This window comes from Rhodococcus coprophilus NBRC 100603 (assembly GCF_001895045.1).
In the GTDB taxonomy this organism is placed as follows: Bacteria; Actinomycetota; Actinomycetes; order Mycobacteriales; family Mycobacteriaceae; genus Rhodococcus; species Rhodococcus coprophilus.
Window position 1 is genome coordinate 1 of sequence record NZ_BDAM01000028.1, and the last position, 825, is coordinate 825.

The 825-nt window shown below is 63.5% G+C and carries 1 protein-coding gene; it reads left to right on the forward strand.

What is annotated here, in order from left to right; genetic code table 11:
• Positions 1-825 (forward strand): phosphopantetheine-binding protein (locus RDCOP1_RS21115; protein ID WP_143152213.1); only part of this gene is annotated, 825 nt, incomplete at both ends.

Sequence of the window (825 nt, forward strand, 5' to 3'; positions counted from 1 at the left end):
CCGATCGGGTCGCCGCAGTGGAATACGCGGTTGTTTGTGCTCGATGCGCGTTTGCAGCCGGTGCCGGTGGGTGTTCCGGGTGAGTTGTATCTTGCGGGTGCGCAGCTTGCGCGTGGGTATTTCGCGCGGCCGGATCTCACGGCGGAGCGGTTCGTGGCGTCGCCGTGGGGTGATGGTGAGAGGTTGTACCGCACAGGCGATCTGGTGGCGTGGACGAGCGACGGTGAGCTCGAGTATGTGGGTCGTACGGACTTTCAGGTGAAGGTTCGTGGTTTCCGTATCGAACTCGGTGAGATCGAGTCGGCGCTGCGGCGAATGGATGGCATTCGTGATGTGGCTGTGGTTGCTCGTGAGAGCGAGCGTGTGGGTACGCGTGTGGTTGCGTATCTGGTGGCTCGGCCGGGTGTCGATCTCGATACCGAGGTGGTTGCATTCGAGCTGGGTCGGAGTGTGCCGGGGTATATGGTGCCGTCGGCTTTTGTGGTGCTCGAGGGGTTGCCTCTCAATGCTAATGGCAAGTTGGATCGTAGGGCGTTGCCGGATCCGGTGTTCGAGGTGACAGCGTTCCGGGCGCCGGTTACTTCTGCCGAGCAAGCCGTGGCGTCCGTGTTTTCCGAGGTGCTCGGGGTCGAGCGTGTCGGGCTCGATGATGATTTCTTCGCTTTGGGTGGGAACTCGCTGATCGCGACCCAGGTGGTGGCGCGTCTGGGTGCGGCCCTCGGTACTCGGGTGCCGGTGCGGGTGTTGTTCGAGGCGTCCACTGTCGGGGAGTTGGCGGTGCGGGTGGAGCAGCTGTCCGGCGAGGCTCGGGTGCCGTTGGTTGCT